An 18660-nucleotide genomic window follows, 5' to 3' on the forward strand; every position below is an offset into this window, starting at 1 on the left:
ACAATACTACCATCAATTGGTTGTATTATCAAGATACATTAATTAACAATAAAAATCTATTGTTGTAAGATAATATTTAAACAAAATAATTATTTAAATATTAACTATTAATTACTTTCGATGTTATCATAATTTATCAAAAATCCCTTGCTTTTTGCTTCATTTTTCATTGAGGAAATATCTTCATTTGAGTAAAGTTCACTCAAATCTATTGATGATAGATATTTTTTCATATTTTCTTCTATTTTATCTTTTTGCAATTTAATCAATGAATTTATTTTTTCACATAAATCTTGATTTTCCTTATTAAATATTATTGCGTAATGCATTTCAGTTTCAGGGTCATTGCTTCCATCAATCATAACTAATCCATATTTTGTTCGAATTTCATCATTTAATTTGGAGATATACGAAAATGCAACCTCGTAATCCAAATATATAGCATCTACCGCATTTGAAGATAGAGCTGCAAATAAGGATAGTATATCGTTATACAAAAACACTTTGCATTTTGCATCTTTATTTTTTAGTTTTTCTGCAAAGATTGCCATATAAGTTCCAGCTTGGACTCCCAATCTTTTTTGGTTAGAGGATTTTCTATAAATCAGCCCTATTGATGATTTATGGTATGGAACTGAAAAAATGATACTTTTTTTCCGTTCTTCTGTTATTGAGATAGCAGACATTGCCATGTCTCCGGTTTTTGATATTATGCCAGCAATGAGAGAAGAAAAATCACTTACTGGAATAATTTCAATATCCACATTCATAAACTCTTCTATTAAATCGATGATTTTCTTTTCAAATCCTTTTATTTTCCCATTCACATCTATGTACAAAAATGGTGGATTATCTGGAAGAACTAAAATTTTTAATTTTGATACGCTGGCATCAGTTGCATTATTGCTATTTTCTGATTTTTTTTCACATCCATTCAAGAAGAACGATATAAATAGAGAAAAAATTAATAAAAATGCTCTATTTGCAATAAACATAAAAAAACAATAATAATTTGACAAATTATACACATAAACTAAGATAAATAACAATAAATCTCAAGTGAGATCAAATGAATTTTTCTAAAACTTCTTTACAATAAATACTAAAAGTATTACATTTATTCCGAAAGTGAGTTTTTACTCTATGGCTGTAGATATTACATTGCCTGCTTTATCTCCAACGATGGAAAGCGGAAAGATTATTGAATGGCATAAAAAGGTTGGTGATAAGATAATTTCTGGGGATTTGCTATTTGAGGTTGAAACAGATAAAGCGATTATGGAAGTCACTTCTGCAGATGAAGGAATTTTAGCTTGTATTCTTCATGAAAAAGATGCTGTTGTCAATGTTAATGAAGTTGTAGCAGTACTTGCTAATAATAATGAAGATCTCGAAGAAATTGCTAAAGGCAAGTCGCAAAATAAAAAAATGCTGAAGGAAGAGAAAAAAAATGTAGATAAGTATACTGAAATAAATCAAGCTTATAAACCTCAAGATTCTTTGCTGAAGATGCAGGAATTTAATGAGCAATCTGATAGAGTTTTGAATCAAAATATAAAAAAAATCTCTCCTAGAGCGGTTATGACGGCGATGCAGCATGATATTTCACGAGATGAGGCTTTAAGTGTGTTGGGTTCGGGACAAGACGGAAGAATTATTCAGAAAGATTTGATGAAACATATTGAAAATGCTCATGTCAATAATAATTCCACATGTAATATTGAAAATGTTGATGAGTCAACAAAAACTCAGATAGTGAATAAAGACTTGAAAGGCGAAAATGGTAAAAAAGTTCTTACTAATGACTTTAGAATTACTTCTTATCAAAAAATTAATGAATCTGCAATTCGTCAGCCTGCATCTCATATTCGTAAAGCGATAGCAAAGAATTTGGTTCATTCTGTGCAAACAATTCCTACGTTTTTTGTACAAACTGATTGCGTAATTGATAATGCTATAGAGTTTGTGAAAAAGGCTAGAGAAATCACTGGTGTGAAAGTTACTTTGAATGATTTGATTGTGAAAGCATGTGCATTTGCAAGTTTTCAGTGTCCTAAATTCAATTCTAGTTGGAATGATGAAGATATAATAATTCATAATACAATTGATATTGGAGTTGCAATTTCAATTGATGATGGAGTTGTAGTAAGAAATATTAAGAATGTTGTTAATAAAAGCGTTACTGAGATTTCATTGCAATTGAAAGAAGTTATTGCTGAATCTAGAGAAAAGAAGTTGCATGAGAATTACATATTTGCAATTTCGAATATTGGTATATCTGAGATCGATATGTTTGCTGCTACTTTAAGTGGGACGGCGATACTTGCTGTCGGAGCTAGTAAAAAGAAACCAATTGTGGTAAACAACCAGATTGTTATATGTAATGTTGTTCAAGTAACGATTACATGCGACCATAGGATATTGGATGGAAAAGATGCTGCGCATTGGGTTCGTTTTTTCAAAATTGGGCTATCGGACCCATCTTCGATGTTGTATTGATTGAATTCAGAATATATGAATGCGTTAAATTGGTGTCTCTACAAAGCATAATTCACTGCTCATGCAGATGTTGTGAGTTGCAATTCGCGAGTAGGTGGTAAGTATCATTTGTTCATGCAGATGTTGTGAGTTGCAATTCGCCGCGCAAATCTCGACGGTAATCTATAGCAGAGTTACTCGTTAACGTAATCAATAAAGTGCAAATTAGAGAATATAATGCTGAAAATTTGTATTATTTTTCATTTGTTTTTCCATTCTAATCTTCACATACGTATCATCGATCATTATATGCCTTTTTGATTCATAAGGGGCCTCAAAACTGATATCTTGCAAAACTTGTTCCATAACATTTTTCAGCCTCCGTGCACCTATATTTTCAATAATCTCATTCATATGAAATGCACATTCAGCAATAGTTTCAATGGCAGCATCAGTAAACTCAAGCTCAACATCATCAGTTCTCAAAAGAGATTTGTATTGCGATATTAGATTGTATTCAGTTTTTGTAAGAATGCTAATAAAATCTTTCTTTGACAATGGATTGACATTAACTCTTACGTGCAGTCTGCCTTGCAATTCTGGCAACAAATCTGATACTTTTGCTGAATGAAATGCACCTGATGCAATGAAAAGTATGTGATTTGTAGATACAGCGCCATATTTAGTATATACTGTTGTTCCACTCAACAGAGGCAAAAGATCTCTTTGTACCCCTTCTCTGCTAATATCAGTCTTTGCATTTTCGTTTGTAGAGCAAATTTTATCAATCTCATCGATGAAGACAATTCCTCGTTCTTCAACATTTTTCAAAGCCATTTCTTTCATATCAGCATTATCTAAATATTTCTCCATTTCACTTGCAAACAATATTTTCTTTGCTTGAGAAATAGTCACCTTCTTTTTTTTTGTTCCGGAACTAAAGGTTTTATTTAACAAATCATTAATACTAATCATGTTAATAGGATTAGTAGAAAAGTCCATAGAATTTTGATTTTTATTATCAGGTACATCTATCTCTATTTCTGTTTCTTCCATCTCCTCATTTTTAATTTTCTGTAAAAATCTATCTCTTGTGATATCAGACGCCGAGCTAGAGACTAAAATAGAAACAATTTGCTCATTAACGATATCAATCACGCGAGAAGCAACAAATTTCTTTTGATATTCTTTCTCATTTGTCACAGAAATATCGATCAAATCCTTAATTATCTGTTCAACATCCTTCCCCACGTATCCAACTTCTGTAAATTTCGTAGCATCAACCTTAATGAAAGGAGCATTTGCTAAATTTGCTAATCTCTTTCCAATTTCTGTTTTTCCTACTCCTGTTGGTCCAATCATAAGAACGTTACTCGGAGAAATTTCATCTCTTATATCTGAATTTGTTTTGAGACGTCTTTCTCTATTCTTAAAAGCAATAGCCATGACTTTTTTTGCTTCATCTTGGCCAACAATGTGTTTATCTAAATTATGCACAATATCACGTGCATTTAAAGTACTAAAACTATCAAATCTTCCAGAATGAGATTTAGAATTTGTGTAAAAATCACGTTCCACAAACTCATCTTCATCATTATAAGAGTGAATATTTACAAAAGATTGTGCAAAACCACTACTTTTACACGTCTCATCTAGATTGATATTAAGAATCACATTCGGAGCAAGAGGCTTCACGTAATAAAAAATCTCAAATTCACCATCAGTATTCACAAAAAAAGTCCTAGCGTCAATACAAAATTACAACAATCATTCTCCGATTACTTCTTCTATAAGAAAATTTGAGTTAGTAAATACACATATTTCAGATGCAATGGTCATAGAAGATAGTGCAATATCCTTAATACTCATACTGCAAGACTCATTTTCACGAGCTCTCATTAATCCTAACGCGCAAGACAAGGCATAAGTTCCTCCAGATCCTATTGCAACAACATTTGATTCTGGGTCTAAGACATCCCCATTTCCTGTCAATAAGAAAGTATATTTTGAATCAGCCACAATCATCATTGCTTCTAATTTGCGTAAAAATTTATCTGATCGCCAATCTTTTGCTAGTTCAAAGCAAGCTCTTTGCAAATCATCAGAATATTGATTCAACTTTCCATCTAACCTATCAAATAGAGTCAGCGCATCTGCTGTGCTTCCAGCAAATCCGGATACGATCTGCTTATTATTGCCTATTCGTCGCAATTTTTTTGCAGTAGATTTCATGACAGTATTTCCCAAAGAAACCTGTCCATCTCCAATCATAATTACACTCTTTCCATCTCTAATACACAAAATAGTGGTTCCATGGAGCATTATACCATCACTCATGTAAAGCTTTTCTTAAATACACGACACTTATACCATAATTTGATATTTGTGCATATAATAAAATATCAATTAAATTTTTTTATTTATGGTAGAAAGAAATGATATTTTTAGTAAAATCATTAGAGGGAATATACCTTGCAATAAAGTTTATGAAAGTAATACTAGTCTAGCTTTTTACGATATTTCACCAAAAGCGAAAGTTCATGTGCTAGTAATTCCAAAAAAATTTTTTTTATCAATTGACGATTTTTTACAAAACGCCACCGATGAGGATATATTGCTATTTTGGAAAGATGTGCACAAAGTGACTGATTTATTGAAATTATCAGATGGCTACAGAATCGTATCAAATGTAGGATCAAATGGTAATCAAGAAATTCCATATATGCATATTCATATCCTTGGAGGTGAGAATTTATCTTAACTCAGATGATAATTCCTGAGTGTATAAGCAGCAACTGTAGCAGCAGTTTCAGCACGAAGGTTTGTTTCGCACAATTTGCATATTATAATATTTGAACGAGATTTAAAATATTCGATCTCTGATATTGAGAAACCTCCTTCTGGCCCTATTATAAAATAAATTCTCGAAATGCTTTCAATTTTTGTTGCAATTTCTTTTGAAAAAATATCATGACCTCTTTTATCGAATACAATAATTAATTCGTGTGAAATAGCATTAATAGTAGTAGTTAAATTAGCCAATTGATTTAAATTCAAATTTAATTCAGGTAAATAAATAATTTCAGCGTGCCGAATTTGTTCACTTTGTTCTGTAGCTTCGTTTATCCAGCTATCGAATTTTTTTGTATTGATTTCATTTATAACTGTATTTTTACTTCTTGCAAAAATCATTCCATTTATTCCAATTTCTATGATTTTTTCTATTAGTATTTGCATTCTTTTACTCTTTATTGGGCATATTATTGCTATAATTTCTCGATTTTCTACTTCAAGCATTCTCACTAATCGTTCTGGAATAATTATGCATGGAGAAAGATTAAATATTTCAGCAACCCACTCTGCTTTTTTGTTGAAGATAAATATTCGATCATTTTTTTTCAAACGCATGACATTTTTTATGTAGTGCTCATTTTTATTGTTGATAGATATTTGACATCCAATTTCAATTTCATCTAAATTCAAAAAAATTCTGACTTTCCTTTGCATTTGTCAAATCAATTTTATGAAAGATTGTAATTCAAATAAAATCAAAATTCAGCATTTTTTCTTAACAAAACTCTTTAAAATATGTTTTACTCCACTTTCAAATCTGATTGATAAAATTTCGCGATCGATTGATATTATAAGGCCTGTTCCAAATTGAGCATGCTCGACAACCGTGCCGATTTTGTATTCCGAACAGATTGAATGTTGATGAGAGACTTTGCGAAGCTTATGAAATTTTTCAAAACGATCAAGTGAGCTTGTTACGTATCTTTTGTCTAATTCTATTATGAACGATGAAGGAACTGCAATTTTCCATAACCCATCAACTCTTCTTGATGCGGAGTAAGATATATTAACATTTTTTTTTGCTCTAGTGATCGCAACATACGCCAAGCGACGTTCTTCCTCAATTCCATTTTTTTCATCAAGAGCTCGGCCATTTGGTAAAATACCCATCTCCCATCCTGGCAAAAAAACATCATCAAATTCCAAACCTTTAGCTCCATGCATTGTCATTATAAATATATTTTGCAATTCATTATGACCAGAATTGTCCACATGCAAAGAAATTGCATCTAAAAAATCATGAATATTTGCAAAATTGTTTGCCATTTCAATCAATCTTTTTAATAGATCCAATCTTGAATAAGATGATCGTGCATCAATAGAGTCTAATGCAATACAATCTTCATATATGCCGCTATTCAGCAATAGATGCAAAATAGCTTTAGCGATAGAATTTTTAGTTAATATTTTTAGCTGATTTAGAATTTTTTCATCAAACAAATTGAATTGTTTTATGTCAAATACATGATCATTATTTGAGTCCATTTCTCTTTTGAATGTTGATAAAACAGTAATTAATTTACTGACAGATGATATAGTCTTTTCAGAAAACTCACTATTTGACTTATTACAAAGAGAGACACAACTCTCTTGTAAAGAACTTTTTGCCATTCCTTTTAGCTTTGATAAAAACACCTCTCCAAGGCCTCTTTTAGGAAAATTCAAAATCTTTTCAAAAGAAATATCATCCATAATATTCATCGCAGATTGGATATAATAAACAATATATTTTATTTCCTTGTAATCATAAAATTTAGATTCTCCAACAATTTTGTATGGAATTTTTTGCACAGTAAACTCATCTTCAAATGGAATTATTTGAGCATTATTTCTAACTAATATTGCAATAGATTTTGTAGAATTTTCTGCACAAATCATGGAAATTTGTCTGGATATAATCTTTGCTTCATTCAAATAATCATCGTACTGAGTGATAGTTATAGAATTTCCATGAATATTGTGACTAGAGGATAAATTCTTATCCACTCTGTTGACATTATGTCGTATGAGAGATTGCGCGGTGTGTATAATCTCCACTGTTGATCTATAATTTTGCGATAATTTTAATATATTTGCATTTTCAAAATCATGAGTAAAATTTAGCATACTATCGCCTGCACCTCTCCAAGAATAGATTGATTGATCGTCATCTCCTACACAAAATAGGTTGCATTTCGAATGATTTAATAATTTAATTAATTTTCTTTGCATATGGTTTGTGTCTTGATACTCATCTACAAGTATGGCTTTAAAGTATTCTCTATACTTTTCCAAGATATCAGGATTTAGACAAAATAACTCAACAGTTTTGGAAATAAGATCAGAAAAATCGATCATCCCATGATGTGATAAATGTTGCTGATATTTATTTATCAAGATACTTGGATGAATATTTTCAAACAAAGATTTATATTCCGAATGATTTTGCATATAACGCGTCCAAAATTTGCTATCTAACTCAGATATCTGACTTGTATTTGATAGTTTTGATGTTAGTAATGATTCAAAATATTCAAAATAGTCAACTGATTCTTTAAATTGATTAATGAAATTTGTAGCAATATTTTTTAATTTTTTATTCTTATCTTTTAATTCAAGTAAATTTTCAATCACTTTTGATTGACTTTGCATATCTATTACTTGCATTCCATTAAAGTACTCAGTGAGAGACAAATTTTGTCTGAGAATTTTTAAACAAATACTATGAAATGTTCCTATCCACTGATTCTGAATAGCATTTTTAATAGGATATTTACTTTCAATTTTATCAGCATATATGTGAATACGCTCTCGAATTTCATTTGCTGCTTTATTAGTAAAACTTAGAGCCATAATTGGACAATCAGAATTTAATTCGTGATTTAACAAAATGTAAATGTATCTACAAGACAGTATGCGGGTTTTTCCTGTTCCAGGGCCAGCAAATACTAATATTGTTGATTGCAAAGGAGATTCAACTGCAGATATTTGCTCATTATTCAGACCAAATATATCAAAAAAAAATGCTCGAGAGTTTATCATCTTTGGAGATTCCGCACCATTTTGTATAACCTATATTCAAAAATTTTGCTCGATTTTTTCAGATCGATTTCAGCTTGAATCAGCTCTTCAATTGCTATTTTCCAAAAATTAGATGAAGAATCCTTAATCTGACGGAGAAAAATATCTTCGTTTTTGAAAAAAATGTTAAGTTCTCTAACAATAGACTCACTTGATATTTGTGCTTCGTTCATCAAACTTCCGTGATATAGCATCAAAAAATGAGATTGCAAAACGCGCAACATGCTTATATCGGATATCTTATAAAGCATTTTTGTCGAGCCGTTTGAAATATCGTACAAATAATTCATATATTTGCTTTCGTTTAATCGTAAGATTATGTCCAAATCAGATAGAGAAAGATTATCGATTAAATTAATTTTTTTTAACATTTGATGTATATTACTTACATTAATCTTGTTTTTCAAAATGTTAAGGTAGTTATCACTTAATAAAATATTAGCATTTTTGCACTCTTTCTTAATCAATTTTAATAAATCTGAAGGAAACAAATCGTAACACTTAATTGCTGTGAAATTCTTACTAATTTCGTTCACTAGTTGCGATTTTACACGTAATTTTGTCGAAAATAAAATGAATGTTATGTTATTCAATGTATGAGGAGCCAATTTTTTATATAAAGCAAGAAAATTCTCAGTAATATCTTTAATTAGAATGATTTTTTTATCTATAAATATTTCTTTCTCACATATATCATCACAAGAAATTGCAAATTCATCCTCAAAATAAGAAAATACATTGCTATTATGCAAAGAAATTGCTTGCTGTGCATAAAGCATCATATCCTCGTTTGACCCATAAAATAAACATACTCTACAATCTGGAGATTTGTATTCAAAATCGACAAAATTTTTCAACATTTATAATGGTATCGTTTTGCAATATTATTGCACAAAAAAACATATTAACATATTCATGAATTACTTACCCACTCTTCTATTGCATTTTGAATTATAATCGACAAAATTTCTTCATCTGTTTTTTCAAACTCTCTAGAATGAATTTTTTCAAATATATCATCATCTTTTGAAAGAATATAATCAATAAAACTCATGTAATCTATATTATCAATAGACAGAATTTTTGAAGGAGTTGAAGATTTTTCGCGCAATCTTTCAGTTAAAGTGAAAAAGTGACCATTTTTAAATGCGAACAAAATTATAACAGTTTTAATGAAATTCATAGGCTTATCTTGTTGAAGTATTTTTTCCAAAATCGCTCCATTGTCAAGAACTCTCTGAGTATCAGCATCTTTTGACGTTGAAAACTTTGTAAATTCTTTTAATTCTTCATACTGAGCTATTATAAATTTCACTCCAGCTGATAATTTTTTAATAATCCTTTCTTGAGCGTTTGCTCCTATACGACTGACAGACAGTGGCAAATTTATCGGAGGCATGATTCCGCTATTAAATTTCTTTTTATCCAAGAATATCTGTCCATCCGTTATAGAAATTACATTAGTTGCAATATATCCCGATACATCTCCCATCTTTGTTTCAATAATAGGAATTGCCGTCATTGAGCCACCTCTCATATTATCACTCATTTTCCCTGCCCTCTCAAGCAATCTAGAATGAATATAAAATACGTCTCCTGGATAAGCTTCTCGACCTGGGGGGCGCTGCAATAAAAGAGAGATCTCTCTATAAGCAACTGCATGTTTACTTAAATCATCGTATACAATAAGAGCATGCATTCCATTATCTCTAAAATATTCTGCAATTGTGCATGCTAAATATGGCGCCATAAATTGTTCTATTGCAGTATCAGATGCAGATGCTGCTACAATAACAGAATAATCCATCACTCCAAGATCTCTGAATTTTTTTGCAATCGATGCGATCTCTGAGAGCCTCTGACCTATAGAAACATATATGCAATAAACTTTTTTCAATGTATTATTTGCCTGATTTAGAATCATATTGATTGCTAAAGTAGTTTTTCCAGATTGTCGATCACCGATGATAAGCTCTCTTTGACCCATTCCTATTGCCAGACAAGAATCTATTGCAAGCACTCCAGTATACATAGGTTCCGATACAGCTTTTCTCATCATAATTCCAGGAGCATCAATCTCAACTTTTCTCATTTCTACATTTTGACAATCGCCGCTCATATCTATAGGACTTCCAAATGCGTTAAATATTCTTCCTAATACTCCTTTCCCATATGGACCACAAGGAAGATTGCATGTACGCTTAACGACATCATTTTCAGCAATTGAAGAAAAATCACCTATAACAGCAACATAAACGAGATCTGGTTCCAAAGACATAACGATTCCTTTTACACCACTATCAAAAACAACAACTTCGTTCATAAATGCGTTAAACAAACCGAATACCTTTGCAATTCCATCTGCAATGCCAATCACTCTTCCAATTTCTTGAATATCGCAAGCACCTTGAGTAAATGAAGAATAAGAGTGAATTTTAGCAGCAATTTCAGAGAAATTCATTGTTTAACAAGAATGATTGTTGATCTATTCTAATATACTTATATAAAATCACAAGCAAATCGAATAAATTTAAATTACAAATCCTTTATCTCTTGGTTTATTTGTTGCTGTATTTTCTCTAATACCTTTGAATCTTTTATTACTTTGCTTGCTGGATATTCAGCTGCAACTTTCTTATACCAATTACTTATTTCAGTAGCATACACAGTATCCTTTGCAATAATTTCGGCTTCTTGAGCATTAATGTTTCTTTCTTCAAGGACAACAAGCACAGCTTTGGTATCATTATTGATGAATTTCATCATATATACACAATCAGAATCAAGGTTAACGATCGGATCGAAAGATTCACCTTTCTTCACCAAGAATGCTTTCTGCAAATTCTTCAAAGACATTTTTGATGACTCATCTGGTGAAGGAGCTCTATTTGGAGAAAACTGATTAACTGGAACAGACCTTGCATTTGGAAAGGATTGAATGGCTTTATTTACATTTGATATAGAAAATTTATTCTTATTACTCTTTTTTATTTGAACCAATGTGTTATAAATTTTTTCCAACTCTTTCTCTGAAACATTCTTATCATCACTTTCTATCAAAATCATGATAAAAGACACTATTCTTGCATCAGGATTTCTTTTTCCTCCTGAGTTTTTGTTCAAAATATTTTGTGTCTCTTCTCGAATTGCCTTCTCAGTAGTCTGTTTTTCTGCAAGTTCAGCAAGAACAGATCTAAAAGCAAGCTCAGCTTCTACTGAAGCAAGCTGCTTCTTATAATCAGCTTTCTTGTTAAGGCCAGCTTTTGCGGCATATTTCTTAGCACAATACATCCAATACCAACGTATTAACACTTTAGTTTTCATACTTTGTCCGGCTGAACTTTCAGGATCAACTCCATTAGATCTCAAAATCGAATCGATCTCACCGTTTGTTATCTCAAATCCACTTTCATCAGATGCAATAACATCTTTAGTATCAGCATTTGATGCAGAGCATACAGGAAAAATCAAAATAGCACACAAAAACTGCGCAAAAATATTAGAAACATTCATAATCAAAACAAGATTTTTATAAACTGACTCATTATGATGGAAGAATTGATGTTAAGCAATACTGATATGCTAAAAAACCTTTATGCTGCCTATTCATATAATCTGCAAATAATTTTTATATATTATCATCAATCACTTGAATTTTGATGTTACAATTCTCTTATAGTACAGTAAGTAATATTAAGTGCAAACTCAACAGAATAATGAAGCATCTAAAAGTAGATTCTCGTATACTACAAAAAGGTATGCTAGACTTGCATTTGTACAGGCTATATTTCAATCTCATATGACAGGGCAGCATATGAATGATGTTAAAGAATTTTTTCTCAATTCAATTATCAGACGTGAAGTTGATGGTATTTTTATTGATGCGAGTGAGAAGTATTTTATAAAATTGGTACAATCAATATCTGATTTGCAAAGATTTGATAATTTGATCTCTGACAAAATCGAAAGAGATGCATATAGACTAGATAATGTCTCATTATCCATTTTGAGAGCTGCAATACATGAGAAATATCTGATAAAAGTACACTCACAAGTCGTAATAAGTGAATATCTTGAAATTGCGAAATCATTTTTTGATGAATCTCCAAAAGTAAAATTGATAAACGGAGTATTGGACAAAATCTTTAACGAAATTACAGAAGTTGATTAATATTTGAAGAATTTACACTTTAAAAGTCATTTTTTTATTTTTTAAGTATAATATCAGAATAAATTGATAAATCTCATAGTCAATTTAATCTCAAAAATTTACATACCTCGTATAATTGATTCATTTTTGCTCGAGCTATAAATTTTGCTTTTTGAGCCCCACATTTCATCATTTTACTTAAATCATCACTTTCCATCTGTTCTTTTATTCTTTCGCGTAATGGGGCCAATTCGCTGATGATTAGATCAACTAAGTTATTTTTAACTATAGAAAAGTTCTTTCCTCGATAATCTTCGCAAACATCATTTAGGTCTTTATTTGATATTCCAGAGATTATAGACAACAAATTCAGGGCTGCTTCTCGATTTTCTCGCTTCATACTTTCAAAACTATCAATCAAATCAGAATCTGTAACTGCTCTCTTGATCTTTTTGCTTATCAAATCATTTGAATCCATTATATTTATTCTAGAATTATCATCTTCATCAGATTTGCTCATTTTTTTAGATGGATTTGTCAAGCTCATTATTCTACAAGCGTCTTTTGTAATCTCAATTTGAGGAATATTCATCACCTCTGTCCCAACTATATTGTTAAATTTCTTCGCCAAATCCTGAACAAATTCTATATGTTGGACCTGATCCTCTCCTACTGGAACAATATCAGTGTCATATAGCAATATATCAGCAGCCATAAGAATAGGATAAAAATATAGACCAGCAAATTGTCCAACTTTATCGGATTTTGACTTATATTGAGTCATTCTATTCAAAAAACCTAATGGAGTAACACAAGAAAGCATCCAAGAGAGTTCAGTAACCTCTGGAACATGGCTTTGAACGAAAATAGTACATTTTTCATAATCCAAACCAAGAGCTAAATATGTAGCAAACAAAAACTTAACATTATAATCTAATTCATCAATAAATCCGGAAGTAATTGCATGAAGATCAGCTATAAAAAATATTGAATCTATTTGAGGATGAGATGGAGATGCAAATCTCTTTAATGCGCCCAAATAATTACCTATGTGTATAGATCCTGTAGGCTGAACTCCAGATAATCTCCTTTTTGCCATAAAATTAATCCATCATATAGTGTATGGAATGTTAAGAGGTTTGTGACTTTTTTTCAACAATTAGTTGCAAACATAATAAAGTGTATTTTTGCTTAAAATGAGTTACACTTAAGTGAAATATTTTTTACTTAAATTGAAGTTTCTACAAAAAAATAAGACTCTAAATGTTGTTGTAATGTTACTTCTTGCTAGGATATCGACATTTATCAGAGATATAATGTTATCATCAATATTGGGCATAAGTAGTGTATCTGATGCGTTTTTTGTTGCGTTAAGGTTGCCATTTTTTCTAAAACATTTCTTTGCAGAGAGTAGCTTAAATCTTGCATTCATGCCATCTTTTTCGAAAAAATTAACTCAATCTAGTGAGAATGCTAATAAATACGCAGCTAATGCAATATTAGTCATTTTAATATGCTTGACAATACTTATGTTTGGAGTGGAATTTTTTACAAGCAAATTTCTATACTTATTTTCTGGAATTACTGAATCGTACTTGCATTTTGATCTCATCACTCAATGGATAAGAACGAATTTTTTTTACATAATATTTACTTCATTAGCAGCAGTTATGAACTGCATAATGTGCTCTTACGGAAGTGTTTCGTTTTCATTTTTAGGAAATTTTATACTAAATGCATTGATGATATCTGTAATGATGAACGCAAAATCCGGTACGATATCACTTTGCACGTCCTTATCTTACGGAATAGTTTTATCTAGCATAATTCACTTTGTGATAAACACGATTATATGCTCAAAGCGCCATGTGAATATACTAGATCTTAGAAGGCAAAAAATTGATACGATAAATATGAGAGAATTTTTGAAGAATTTTATATATGCATGCGTTTGGGCAAGTGTGTATCAGATAAATTCGATAATAGATATGTTTTTTGCAAGTTCACTTGAAGCTGGCACCGTATCGAGCTTTTATTATGCTGATCGCATCAATAAAGTCCCTCTTATGTTAGCAAGCGTTCCGTTTACTATAGTATATCTACCAAAAATATCGCATTTAGTCGAGAGCAAAGAATATTCCATTGCGGAATCAATGAAAGTTGAAATAATGAACAAATTACTAATGTTTTGCTTACCTATAACACTGCTATTCACTTCTTTATCTCATGATATTTGTACTACTATATTTCAAACAATTCCTGAAGTTATGTCGGCTAATCCAGTATCAAATGAGTCAATTTATAAAATGAAAGAGCTGTTGAGCATTTTGGGCAAATCACTTCCTGCACTAGCAATATTCAAAATCGCAAGCGGAATATGCTTCTCTTATGAGAGGCAGAAATTTGTCTTACTTTCTGCATTTGTATCAATCGTAATAAACTATTCTTTGAACTATCTGTTTGTAGATAATTACGATTACGAAGCAATTGCTTACGCTACGACCATAGCATCATGGGTGTCGATGATTGTATTGCTTATTTTGATGATAGTGTTCAATATTTTGAACTTTAAGTCGATAATGAGATTATCTCTTATTGGAATTTCATCAATATGTATGTCGTATGCTTCTTTGAATATTTCAAACAATATAATACAAAATCTTGCGGTGAAAGGAGCTTTCTGGTCGATTTTATCAACTATCTTTACATCTTTCATAGTTGTTGGAGTTTACATAATTTCACATACTTTGATTAATAAGTTGATTGATTTTAGTTCAAAAAACTCATAAATTTACAAATTAATTGACCATTTTATACTTTTCGGGTTATATAGTTTTGTGCTACAGTTCAGCATATTTTTTAGAAAGTTGCATGAAAAATAAATCTACAAAATATGAAACCGCAGCTTATTCATTTTTTACTACGTCTCTGTGGACTTTTCTCAGTAGGATTGGTGGATTTATTAGAGAAAGCATCTTAGCAAATTTATTAGGAGCCTCAGCAATAACAGACTTACTATTTTTGTCTCTTAGATTGCCATCTCTTTTCAGAAGGATTTTTGCAGAAGGTGCGATGAGCAACAGTTTTATTCCGATATTTTCAAACTTATACTCAAAAAATTCACTAAATGGAATGGAATTTGCTAGAAAAGCTTTTATATCGATAACTGCATTAATAATATTGTTTATTATACTATTTCAAGCGTTTATTCCAAATATATGCAATATTTTGTTCTCTGGAATATCAGATTCATCAAAAATACTGCTCATAGAACTTTACAGAATAACTATATTGTTTTTGCTAGTTTCATTTATGACTGATTTTTATGGAAGTATACTGAATTCTTTCAAGAGATTTGGGCCTTACGCATCATCAACGGTTTTTGGGAATATAATTCATATTTTGTGTCTTCTCTTTTTAGGATATTTTAACTATTTCAACGTTCATTGGGCGGCAAGATTGACTTTGGTATCTGGAACAACTCAATTTTTGTTGGTAATAGGATGCATGTGGTATATGGATATAAAAATGAAATTTCAATACAGTGATTTTAAGGTTTTTAAGGAAATTTTAAGACATAATTCATTCAAATGTGATGAATTAACACCATCAAACTCAATTAAATTATTTTTTCAGAAATTTGCGAGCTCAGTTTTTAGTTCATCTATATCTCAATTAGACGTTTTAGTTGGAATATACATAGCTTCTTTCCTGAAAGTAGGAGGAGTATCCTATTTGAGTTATGCTGACAGAATATTTCAAATGCCATTGAGCTTTATAGGCGTGAGTTTGGGCTCCATTTCACTTGCATTTTTATCAAAAAAAATATCAAGTGAAAGTGTTGAAGAAATTCAAAAATTTCAGAACAAAATTTTTGAAATTGCAGTAATTTTATCTGTAATTTGCGCCATTAACATTCATATATTCTCAGATTTTATAACTAAATTTGTTTACGGATGGGGGGGAAAAATCACAGCAGAGAATTTGATAAACATATCCAATACCTTAAAAGGCTATGCTATAGGGTTGCCATTTTTTGTAGTGCTTAAGATTATTTACACATTTTGCTTTGCACGAAAAGATACTTCTTTACCACTAAAAATCAGCATTTTGTCATTCATAACTAGCACTTTAGCATCTTTTTTTGGAATGACAAAATTTGGCCACACGGGCATATCATTTGCTATTGCAATAAATGCAACTTTAATCGCTTTTGTATTTCTAATATATTTACATCGTAAAAGATATTTTACATTTCCATTAAAGTTTATTTTAAAAATGTATTTTGTTTCTGCAATAACTTTTTTCTCAATAAACTTGCTAAAGTTGTATATTTCTCAAGAAATTTCTCTCATTTGCGTGTGTATAATTGTGATTTGCTTTTTGATGTTTGTTACTAAAATTATTGATAGAAACACAATAAAAGATTTGACTCAATTGAGATGAAATATATGTTGTAAGTTTGAAAATATATGCCACAAGTAAAATTTATTATTTTATATTATTACTTTTATTATTAATTTATGTATTGAAATTTGCTTTTGACGATTTTTAATTAAAATTTAAAATTTTTAAAATTAATACGAATAATCGCGATAATAAAAAAACTTATTTTATAAACAAAAATTTATTATGGATAAGTAAAAGAGATTAGTATATAATACATGATACTTAATTATCTCTTGACATTTTTTAATTATGACTAATATCACTCAACTAAAACCAAAAATAAAAGTAATAGGAGTTGGCGGATGTGGGGGAAATATACTCAACAATATTATTCCTCATTTTCCTGATAATGCAAATGACTTTATCGCTTGCAACACTGATGCACAGGCTTTAGAAGATCGCTCAATAGCTAATATAAAAATTCAACTTGGTCTTGAATGTACGAAAGGATTGGGAGCTGGCGGAATGCCAAAAATTGGCGCAGAATCAGCACACGAGAGTATAAATGAAATAATGGAACATGTTAAGGGTGTAGATATGGTTTTTCTTATTGCTGGTATGGGAGGAGGAACTGGAACTGGAGCGACTCCTATTATAGCTGAAGCATTGAGAAATTTAGGTGTGTTAGTGTTTACAATTGTTACAGAACCATTTATGTTTGAAGGAGCAGAAAGAGCAAGAATTGCTGCTCATGGCATTGAAAATTCTCGCAACAAATCCGATGCTCTTTTAGTAATTTCAAATCAAAAATTATTTACCATCATCAATCCTGATACAAGTCTAAATGAGGCATTTTTGATTGCCGACACGTTTTTTGTTTCAGCTGTAAGAAACATTATGGATTTGATTCAAAAACCAGGTTTGATCAATGTAGATTTTGCCGATGTCAAGACTTCAATGAATGATATGATTGGAAATGCAGTTTTTGGGACAGGAGAAGCATCAAACGAAGACAATTCTGGATATGGGCGTGCCGTTGAGGCTGCAGAAATGGCAGTTCAGTGCCCATTAATAAGTGAGACATCGATAAAAAGCGCTAAATGTTTGTTGATTAATATCACAGGCGGTAATGATTTGAAATTGTTTGAAGTTGATGCGGCGGTGAGTTATATTACAGCAATTGCAAAAAATGCGCGTGTTATATTTGGCACAGTCTTCGACAAAGATATGGAAGGTAGCATTCGAATATCATTTATAGCTACAGGTATAGAAAACGAGAACAATAACGTAATAATTGATGAAAAAAATCAAAATTTTGCGAAAAATCATCATGAGTCTATTTACTCTGCAATGGAGTCATCTGCGGAATATACAACTGTAACTTCATCAAAAAATGAGATAGAGTTTGCATTTGAAAATTTTGTTTCTGATAAAGTTGTCTCTGATAAGGTTGATTCTACAATCCAGAGTGAAATTATTACTGATAATGCTATCATAGAAACTGAAAAACCATCTGATAAGTTATCATTTTTTGAGAAATTGATAGGAAAAAAGAAAAAAGATTATGTTGAGAATGTGCAGAAATCTACTCCAATCAGTCGAAATAAGTCTTTGCCGAAGTTCTTGGATGAAGATAAGTGAAATTCTCAAATGCAAAAAATAATATTACTAGTTCAAAATTGACTGTTTTAGATAATGAGATTTTATGCATTTGTAATATATAAATTTAT

At 30.7% G+C, this 18660-nt stretch carries 15 protein-coding genes; 6 read left to right on the plus strand and 9 right to left on the minus strand.

The annotated features are described in order from the left end of the window. Positions 1-107 precede the first annotated feature (107 nt). Entirely contained in the window at positions 108-995 is an 888-nt protein-coding gene (locus tag Gromo_RS00345; protein ID WP_231158989.1) for an ABC transporter substrate-binding protein, read from the minus strand. 148 nt (positions 996-1143) lie between these two features. Here Gromo_RS00345 and Gromo_RS00350 point away from each other — a divergent pair, with 148 nt between their 5' ends. After that, the gene (locus tag Gromo_RS00350) at positions 1144-2499 is read left to right on the plus strand and encodes a dihydrolipoamide acetyltransferase family protein (protein ID WP_231158990.1); all 1356 of its coding nucleotides are present in this window, start codon (positions 1144-1146) and stop codon (positions 2497-2499) included. 204 nt (positions 2500-2703) lie between these two features. Here the strand turns inward: Gromo_RS00350 and hslU are convergent, their stop codons facing one another. Both hslU and hslV read right to left on the minus strand, forming a co-directional pair. Then, positions 2704-3975: an ATP-dependent protease ATPase subunit HslU gene (hslU, locus tag Gromo_RS00355; protein ID WP_476577886.1), complete on the minus strand. Its 1272-nt coding sequence runs from the start codon at positions 3973-3975 to the stop codon at positions 2704-2706. A gap of 270 nt (positions 3976-4245) precedes the next feature. Continuing rightward, entirely contained in the window at positions 4246-4815 is a 570-nt protein-coding gene (gene hslV, locus Gromo_RS00360) for an ATP-dependent protease subunit HslV (RefSeq protein WP_420797323.1), read from the minus strand. Between the two features lie 85 nt (positions 4816-4900). On the opposite strand from hslV, the gene Gromo_RS00365 reads away from it, so the two are divergent. Next, positions 4901-5239: an HIT domain-containing protein gene (locus Gromo_RS00365; RefSeq protein ID WP_231158993.1), complete on the plus strand. Its 339-nt coding sequence runs from the start codon at positions 4901-4903 to the stop codon at positions 5237-5239. Here Gromo_RS00365 and Gromo_RS00370 read toward each other — a convergent pair. The 5 genes from Gromo_RS00370 to Gromo_RS00390 all read right to left on the minus strand — a co-directional run bounded on the left by Gromo_RS00370 (position 5236) and on the right by Gromo_RS00390 (position 11904). Beyond that, complete coding sequence (locus Gromo_RS00370; protein WP_231158994.1) at positions 5236-5985, minus strand: RsmE family RNA methyltransferase; 750 nt, start codon at positions 5983-5985, stop codon at positions 5236-5238. The two genes, Gromo_RS00365 and Gromo_RS00370, sit on opposite strands and share 4 nt — an antisense overlap. Positions 5986-6033: 48 nt before the next feature. Next, positions 6034-8352: an ATP-dependent helicase gene (locus tag Gromo_RS00375; RefSeq protein ID WP_231158995.1), complete on the minus strand. Its 2319-nt coding sequence runs from the start codon at positions 8350-8352 to the stop codon at positions 6034-6036. Then, positions 8349-9251, minus strand: coding sequence for a hypothetical protein (locus Gromo_RS00380; protein ID WP_231158996.1), 903 nt, complete (start codon positions 9249-9251; stop codon positions 8349-8351). Before Gromo_RS00380 ends, Gromo_RS00375 begins: the two co-directional genes overlap by 4 nt. Positions 9252-9304: 53 nt before the next feature. Continuing rightward, a complete protein-coding gene (gene atpA / locus Gromo_RS00385; protein WP_231158997.1) occupies positions 9305-10852 on the minus strand; it encodes a F0F1 ATP synthase subunit alpha in 1548 nt (515 codons plus the stop codon). Positions 10853-10926: 74 nt separating this feature from the next. Then, entirely contained in the window at positions 10927-11904 is a 978-nt protein-coding gene (locus Gromo_RS00390; protein ID WP_231158998.1) for a hypothetical protein, read from the minus strand. Positions 11905-12088: 184 nt separating this feature from the next. On the opposite strand from Gromo_RS00390, the gene Gromo_RS00395 reads away from it, so the two are divergent. Further along, positions 12089-12562, plus strand: coding sequence for a transcription antitermination protein NusB (locus Gromo_RS00395; RefSeq protein ID WP_231158999.1), 474 nt, complete (start codon positions 12089-12091; stop codon positions 12560-12562). 79 nt (positions 12563-12641) lie between these two features. Here Gromo_RS00395 and trpS read toward each other — a convergent pair whose 3' ends face one another. Then, positions 12642-13640, minus strand: coding sequence for a tryptophan--tRNA ligase (trpS, locus tag Gromo_RS00400; protein ID WP_231159000.1), 999 nt, complete (start codon positions 13638-13640; stop codon positions 12642-12644). A gap of 112 nt (positions 13641-13752) precedes the next feature. On the opposite strand from trpS, the gene murJ (Gromo_RS00405) reads away from it, so the two are divergent. The 3 genes from murJ (Gromo_RS00405) (at position 13753) to ftsZ (ending at position 18571) form a co-directional block, all read left to right on the plus strand. Then, positions 13753-15330, plus strand: coding sequence for a murein biosynthesis integral membrane protein MurJ (murJ, locus tag Gromo_RS00405; protein WP_231159001.1), 1578 nt, complete (start codon positions 13753-13755; stop codon positions 15328-15330). Between the two features lie 82 nt (positions 15331-15412). Further along, entirely contained in the window at positions 15413-16987 is a 1575-nt protein-coding gene (gene murJ, locus Gromo_RS00410; RefSeq protein ID WP_231159002.1) for a murein biosynthesis integral membrane protein MurJ, read from the plus strand. 252 nt (positions 16988-17239) lie between these two features. Then, positions 17240-18571, plus strand: coding sequence for a cell division protein FtsZ (gene ftsZ, locus Gromo_RS00415; RefSeq protein WP_231159003.1), 1332 nt, complete (start codon positions 17240-17242; stop codon positions 18569-18571). Positions 18572-18660 lie beyond the last annotated feature (89 nt).

This window comes from Candidatus Gromoviella agglomerans, assembly GCF_021065005.1.
Classification (GTDB): Bacteria; Pseudomonadota; Alphaproteobacteria; order CAJXXZ01.

Coding starts and splice junctions, on each gene's coding strand:
- Gromo_RS00345 (WP_231158989.1), bottom strand. CDS start 995: ATGTTTATTGCAAATAGAGCATTTTTATTAATTTTTTCTCTATTTATA.
- Gromo_RS00350 (WP_231158990.1), top strand. CDS start 1,144: ATGGCTGTAGATATTACATTGCCTGCTTTATCTCCAACGATGGAAAGC.
- hslV (WP_420797323.1), bottom strand. CDS start 4,815: ATGAGTGATGGTATAATGCTCCATGGAACCACTATTTTGTGTATTAGA.
- Gromo_RS00365 (WP_231158993.1), top strand. CDS start 4,901: ATGGTAGAAAGAAATGATATTTTTAGTAAAATCATTAGAGGGAATATA.
- Gromo_RS00370 (WP_231158994.1), bottom strand. CDS start 5,985: ATGCAAAGGAAAGTCAGAATTTTTTTGAATTTAGATGAAATTGAAATT.
- Gromo_RS00375 (WP_231158995.1), bottom strand. CDS start 8,352: ATGATAAACTCTCGAGCATTTTTTTTTGATATATTTGGTCTGAATAAT.
- Gromo_RS00380 (WP_231158996.1), bottom strand. CDS start 9,251: ATGTTGAAAAATTTTGTCGATTTTGAATACAAATCTCCAGATTGTAGA.
- atpA (WP_231158997.1), bottom strand. CDS start 10,852: ATGAATTTCTCTGAAATTGCTGCTAAAATTCACTCTTATTCTTCATTT.
- Gromo_RS00390 (WP_231158998.1), bottom strand. CDS start 11,904: ATGAATGTTTCTAATATTTTTGCGCAGTTTTTGTGTGCTATTTTGATT.
- trpS (WP_231159000.1), bottom strand. CDS start 13,640: ATGGCAAAAAGGAGATTATCTGGAGTTCAGCCTACAGGATCTATACAC.
- murJ (WP_231159002.1), top strand. CDS start 15,413: ATGAAAAATAAATCTACAAAATATGAAACCGCAGCTTATTCATTTTTT.
- ftsZ (WP_231159003.1), top strand. CDS start 17,240: ATGACTAATATCACTCAACTAAAACCAAAAATAAAAGTAATAGGAGTT.